This window comes from Vibrio sp. 10N.261.54.A5 (assembly GCF_041471145.1).
GTDB classification, from domain to species: domain Bacteria; phylum Pseudomonadota; class Gammaproteobacteria; order Enterobacterales; family Vibrionaceae; genus Vibrio; species Vibrio crassostreae_C.
Genome location: NZ_JBFRNU010000115.1, coordinates 1 through 6,293 on the forward strand (window position 1 = coordinate 1; position 6,293 = coordinate 6,293).

General features: G+C 43.6%; 6 protein-coding genes and 4 tRNA genes. 3 read left to right on the forward strand and 7 right to left on the reverse strand.

Translation table 11 applies throughout. The features are described from left to right. From AB4329_RS22360 to AB4329_RS22380, 5 genes are all read right to left on the reverse strand, one after another. The coding region (locus AB4329_RS22360) for a GTP-binding protein (protein ID WP_242456805.1) at window positions 1-142 on the reverse strand (142 nt) is incomplete at its 3' end. A gap of 94 nt (window positions 143-236) precedes the next feature. Then, window positions 237-312, reverse strand: a tRNA-Thr gene (locus AB4329_RS22365). 13 nt (window positions 313-325) lie between these two features. Continuing rightward, window positions 326-400: transfer RNA gene (locus tag AB4329_RS22370), tRNA-Gly, on the reverse strand. Between the two features lie 39 nt (window positions 401-439). After that, window positions 440-524, reverse strand: a tRNA-Tyr gene (locus AB4329_RS22375). Window positions 525-568: 44 nt separating this feature from the next. Next, window positions 569-644 (reverse strand) — tRNA-Thr (locus AB4329_RS22380). 210 nt (window positions 645-854) lie between these two features. Here AB4329_RS22380 and coaA point away from each other — a divergent pair. After that, window positions 855-1,778 (forward strand): type I pantothenate kinase, encoded by a 924-nt coding sequence (gene coaA / locus AB4329_RS22385; RefSeq protein WP_017066910.1) that lies wholly within the window; start codon window positions 855-857, stop codon window positions 1,776-1,778. A 7-nt stretch (window positions 1,779-1,785) separates the two neighbouring features. On the opposite strand, the gene birA is transcribed toward coaA, so the two are convergent. After that, window positions 1,786-2,751: a bifunctional biotin--[acetyl-CoA-carboxylase] ligase/biotin operon repressor BirA gene (birA, locus tag AB4329_RS22390; RefSeq protein WP_017059800.1), complete on the reverse strand. Its 966-nt coding sequence runs from the start codon at window positions 2,749-2,751 to the stop codon at window positions 1,786-1,788. Beyond that, window positions 2,748-3,794, reverse strand: a complete 1,047-nt coding sequence (murB, locus tag AB4329_RS22395; protein ID WP_017059799.1) for a UDP-N-acetylmuramate dehydrogenase — start codon at window positions 3,792-3,794, stop codon at window positions 2,748-2,750. The genes birA and murB overlap by 4 nt, the downstream gene beginning before the upstream one ends. A gap of 66 nt (window positions 3,795-3,860) precedes the next feature. On the opposite strand from murB, the gene AB4329_RS22400 reads away from it, so the two are divergent. Next, window positions 3,861-4,292, forward strand: coding sequence for a GNAT family N-acetyltransferase (locus tag AB4329_RS22400; protein ID WP_372135607.1), 432 nt, complete (start codon window positions 3,861-3,863; stop codon window positions 4,290-4,292). 91 nt (window positions 4,293-4,383) lie between these two features. Next, entirely contained in the window at window positions 4,384-5,724 is a 1,341-nt protein-coding gene (gene pssA / locus AB4329_RS22405) for a CDP-diacylglycerol--serine O-phosphatidyltransferase (RefSeq protein WP_372139315.1), read from the forward strand. Window positions 5,725-6,293 lie beyond the last annotated feature (569 nt).

The following is a 6,293-nucleotide window of genomic DNA, read 5'->3' on the forward strand; positions in this document are numbered from 1 at the left end:
CGAAATCTTTAGCAACACCACCGTACACTTTTGCAAGTGTAGTACAGATAGCAGCAGTTAGAGTTGTTTTACCGTGGTCAACGTGGCCGATAGTACCAACGTTTACGTGCGGTTTCGTACGTTCAAATTTTTCTTTAGACATGGGGTGTCCCTCTAGGTACGGATTAGGTGGCTTAAAATAAGACCACGCAACCAAAAAAATGGTTTTCTTTATTAAAGGAGAAGAAGCTTTAGACTGGTGCTAATACCCAGAGTCGAACTGGGGACCTCACCCTTACCAAGGGTGCGCTCTACCGACTGAGCTATATCAGCACACAAAATGAGTTGGAGCGTGCAGCGGGAATCGAACCCGCATCATCAGCTTGGAAGGCTGAGGTAATAGCCATTATACGATGCACGCAACACGTAACTCTGTTTGAGCTATTTAACCTTTAGAATATGGTGGAGAGGGACGGATTCGAACCATCGAAGGCAGTGCCAACAGATTTACAGTCTGCTCCCTTTGGCCACTCGGGAACCTCTCCAAATTTTGAGCTTTCTCTCGCTTGCCTTATAGGAAGGGAGAAAGTGGTGCCGACTACCGGAATCGAACTGGTGACCTACTGATTACAAGTCAGTTGCTCTACCTACTGAGCTAAGTCGGCACAAGTGGGGCGCATTTTATTGAATGATTTTCCACCTTGCAATAGTAAATTGAAAAAAAGTGCAAAATTCTCTGACCAAACTCCTACATACGGCTATTTAGCTCAAGGTTTACGTCTTTAACCCGCATCTAGTACAGGAAGATATTTTATTTATCTATCGCTTGATGTATTTTCCATGCACTTGTTTTGTTATCCACTATAGAGTTTTGTATGAGCCCATTTATGTCATTTGACCGCGAACGTTGGTCTGAGCTAAGGAATTTAGTTCCGATGACACTTTCTGAGAGCGACTTAAAAGAGCTTCAAGGCATCAATGAAAAGCTCACAATGGAAGAGGCAGTAGAGATCTATCTACCGCTATCTCGTCTATTGAACCTCTATGTGGCAGCCAGACAGAATAGAAACTCGGTACTCCACCAATTTCTAGATAAGAAAGAGAAAGCGCCACCTTTTATCATCGGTATTGCGGGTAGCGTAGCTGTTGGCAAAAGTACCACTGCGCGTCTGCTTAAAGCCCTACTCTCTCGCTGGGAAAACCACCCAAAAGTTGAACTAGTGACAACCGATGGCTTTTTATATCCAAACGAGGTGTTAGAAGAGAAAGGGTTGATGAGCAAAAAGGGCTTTCCTGAATCTTACGATATCAAGCGTTTAGTGAACTTTGTTTCGGATGTAAAAGCTTGCAAGAGAAATGTCACAGCCCCTGTTTACTCGCATCTTACGTACAATATTACTGATGACGTTAAGTGCGTCGACCTACCAGATGTGCTTATTATTGAAGGGCTTAATGTTTTACAAACCGGAATGAATTATCCACACGAGCCACATCGCGTGTTTATTTCAGACTTCCTTGATTTCTCACTCTATGTTGACGCTGATAGCCAACAAATCAAAGAATGGTACGTCAATCGCTTTATGAAATTCCGCGATGGCGCGTTTACTAAGCCTGGCTCTTACTTTAGTCATTACACTAAATTATCGAACCAAGCCGCATTGGACAAAGCAGAAGGTATCTGGAGTTCAATTAATGGCTTGAACCTTGAACAAAATATCCTTCCGACAAGAGAAAGGGCTCACCTGATTCTACGTAAAGGCGCAGATCATATGGTTGAAGAAGTGTTACTAAGAAAATAGTAACGCCTTAGTCGCCTTTTCTTAGCGATATCTCGCCACCAATATAGCTCTCGACACCATTCTCAGTTTTGAGCAATACAGCACCTTGTTCATCGATGCCTTGAACAACACCTTCAATTTCTCTAGGTCCAATGATCAATCTAACATTGCGACCTAAGAAATTATCCAAGCGGTTCCAACGCTCTAAAAAATTGGACATTCCTTTCAACTCGTAGTCGACAAGTGACTTATCCCAAGCATTGATCAGAGCCTGCGCTAACTGGTTACGGTCTGGCACCTTCCCATCACACACTTCTTTAAGGGAAGTCCATGGCTGGCCAATACCTGATGTTGTTGGATCCATGGATAGGTTTAGCCCTAAACCAATCACAATATGCGCAGCGCCACCAGACTGTCCTGACAGCTCGACCAAGATACCTGCAAGCTTCTTGTCATTGTGGTAAAGGTCGTTCGGCCATTTAAGCTTTACACCTTCTACGCCCATCTCTTCCAAAGCTTCAACAACAGCTACACCAACCACAAGGCTTAAGCCCATTGCGGCAGCCATCCCCGCGTCGAGTCTCCAATACATTGAAAGATAGAGGTTTGCACCAAATGGTGATACCCACTCTCGTCCACGGCGTCCACGACCCGCAGCTTGATATTCAGCAATACAGACAGAACCCGATTCGAGGGTGTTAGTGCGCTCTAATAGGTGTTGGTTTGTAGAACCTATGATGGGAATGAGTTCAAGAGAAGCATCGCGACTAACTGCAGACAATTTGTCTTGGTCAAGCATATCCAAACGACTGGCTAGTTTGTAACCCTTGCCTTGTACTCGGTAGATATCTAAACCCCACTCTTGAATACCTTTAATGTGCTTACTGATAGCCGCTCGTGATACGCCAATCATTTCACCTAGGTCTTCACCTGAATGAAACTCACCGTCAGCAAGACATCTCAATAGTGCAAGCTTGGTACTGTGCTCTCTCATGCCAATGACTCCAAAGCCTTATCCAAGTTTGTCTCGCAGTCTCGTCCCATAAAGCGCACTTCATGCTCCAATCGAATATCGAATTTATTCAAAACGGACTGGCGCACTCGCTCTGCAAGCTTAAGGATATCCACAGCAGAAGCCTCATCATAATTGATAATAACCAATGCTTGGTTGGGGTGAACCTGAGCGCCACCTTCTGTCACACCCTTGAACTGGCATTGATCAATCAGCCAGCCAGCAGCAACTTTGATCATGTCATTACTCTCATAACCAACCATATTTGGATATAGAGCTAACAAGCGATCAAAATGATCTTTGGTGATCACAGGGTTTTTGAAGAAGCTACCCGCATTCCCTTGTACTCTAGGGTCTGGCAGCTTACTTGAACGGATAGCACACACTTCATCAAATATAGTGCGAGGGGAGAGCGTATCGGCTGCTAGGCTTTTTAACGGGCCATAGTGATTGCATGGCTCCCACTCTTTCGGCAACGTTAAACCAATCGCAACAACAATCGCTTTATCGTAGAGAGCGTGTTTGAAAATAGAATCTCGGTAACCAAAGAGACACTCTTCTTTGCTTAATCGCTTAACTGTATAAGTATCCAGACACAGGATATCGACATACTCGCATACGTCTTGTAGCTCAACACCATACGCACCAATATTCTGAATCGGAGCAGAGCCGGAACAGCCGGGTATCATTGCTAGGTTTTCTAGACCACCCAGCCCTTTATCCACACTCCACTCAACCAAGCTTGGCCAATCCTCGCCACCACTCACATGCAGTAGGTGATGACTGTCCGTCTCGGCCAGCTCAATCCCGGCTAATTTATTCACGATGACCAGGCCAGCGAAGTGCTCAGTAAAAAGCATATTACTGCCCTTACCCAGTATTAACTTAGGCAAAGCTGACCATTTAGGGTCTTTGTAAAGCGAAATAAGTTCTTCGGTAGTGGTGACTTCAACCAACGCATCACACGTCTGATCGATGGAAAAAGTATGAACATTTTTTAAACTAGCATTGAGATGGAATTGCATGGCGATATTCAATTAACTTACACTGCGGTCATTCTACAGCAGATAAACCAATGGCGCAGTGACTGAATGAACAATGTCATCATTACTCAATTAGACCCAGTAAAGGTTCCCCTAGTTAAACGTTTCTATAAAGAACATTACCCAACGGGAAAAGCGAATAAGAGTGAACTGATCTATTCGTTATTGCTGAATAACGAACTGTGCGGTGTCGTGCGTTTTCGTACAATAGAAAATAATCGCTTACTTACCGGTATGGCGATATCAAAACAACATCGTGGTCAGCAATTAGGCTCCCAGCTTATGGATTATTGTGCGCAACATACGCTTACGGAAGATGATTACTGCTTTGCGTACGCTCATCTCACCAATTTTTACGCGCGACACAAATTCGTACAAGTAGACCCTAAAGATCTACCAAATGGTTTAAGAGTTTTATACGAGCGCTATTCGAATAGCGGAAAAGATCTCATTCCTATGCATTTTCAGCAAAATTGTTAGAGAATGCCTCGATTATCTAGTATTTGGTGCTATCCCTTTGGTAAAATTAAAGGTTCGCAATTTTGCATATTTTTAAGGTAAAACAGTCAATATGATTGCCAGTAGGAATCCATTCATACAGTTGCCAACCATAGCGCAGAATCCTGACAAGTTTGAAGTACTACTATCAGCGCAAGAGTTTCGAACTCGCCTACTTGATGAAATATCTCGCGCAACGACTCGTATTAGTTTAGTCGCTTTGTATCTTGAAGATGATGAGGCTGGCCGTGAGATCCTAACTGCCTTATATGAAGCAAAGCAAAAGAATCCAGAATTAGACGTGAGCGTTTGTGTCGATTGGCACCGGGCGCAGCGTGGATTGATTGGCGCAGAGTCTTCTGAAGGCAATGCAGCCATGTATAAAGAGTTCGCAGAGAAATATCAACATTCTGTGCCTGTCTATGGCATTCCCGTTCGCGGCAAAGAAGTCTTTGGCGTATTGCACTTAAAAGGCTTTATCGTCGATGATAGCGTGATATACAGCGGTGCAAGCCTTAACAATATCTATCTGAATTACCATGACCGCTATCGCTTTGATCGTTACCATGTTTTAAACAATGCAGCTCTTGCTGACTCAATGTTTGCCTACGTACACGAACAGATGGTTGCGGACAGCGCTGTTTATGACCTGGCTGATAAGAACAAGCCTGCGACCAAAGAACTGAAACCAGCGATTCGTCAGTTTCGAGCATCATTGGCAAGGTCTCAGTATCAATTCGAAGGGCAAGAGGTTTCAGCAGAGCAAGTGGCTGTAACACCATTGGTTGGTATCGGTAAAAGACGTAACCGTCTGAATCAGGGAATCAACCAACTCGTCGCTCAAGCTAAAGATGAAATCTTCATCTGCACACCTTACTTCAACTTCCCACCTAGCCTAGCTAAAGAAGTGAAGAAAGCACTTAAGCGTGGCGTAAAGGTCAGCATTGTTGTTGGTGATAAGACAGCGAATGATTTCTTTATCTCACCAGAAGAAGAGTTTAAAACGATTGGTGGTTTGCCATACCTTTACGAACTGAACTTACGCCGTTTCGCTAAAGCGAATGAAGCTCATATTGCTAGCCGTAATCTATCAATTCGACTTTGGCAACACGATTCCAATAGCTTCCACCTAAAGGGCATTTGGGTAGATAAGCGCTACATGCTACTAACAGGTAATAATCTAAATCCACGCGCATGGAAGTTGGATCTAGAGAACGGTATCTTTATCCAAGATAACTACCATCACCTATCAGACAAGTTTCAGGCTGAAGTGGATAACATCCTTCAACACACTCAGCTTATCTGTACTTATAAGCAGTTAGACAAGGTAGAGAGCTACCCGATGGAAGTTCAGAAGTTGATTCGTAAGATCACTCGTGTGAAAGCCGATAGGGTGCTTAAGCAAATACTGTAGTCGATGTATTAGAGACACTATTTATCAACGCCTAGCAAACGCTAGGCGTTTTTGTATCTACGAGATAGCTATTTAGGTTTGTTTGATGGTCTTTCGAATCAACATCTCTATTTATGCATAGTGAGTGTGATAGCTTGAAGTGTTAAGCATCCTACCTTTTCCTTAGTCAGTCTCAGGGTTCCAGATACGTGTATCAGGTATGGTTTAGATAGCAGCTAAACGAGTACCAATACGAACATAATCGACAATTACCCTTTACGTATTCAAGCAATAAAGTCTCACTCCTTAGGGCGAAGTACGTACGCGATAGAGAATTTCACATAGTAAAACAATCAGATTAGTGCTCTGCTCTATTTAGCTTAAGAGTTAGAAGTGACCACCTATATTCCCAAGCAGCACCTCCCGATATATAGAGAAGTACTTCATAGCTAGCGATAAGGATCTACTACTAAAACCCAAAACACATACGCAGGAAACGACGAAAGCCTAGTCGTCAGACTAGGCTTTCTGATATGTGCCGGAATAGCATGAAGTGCAGGGGCTCGGTGTCTTTATACCAATTAAAGTAA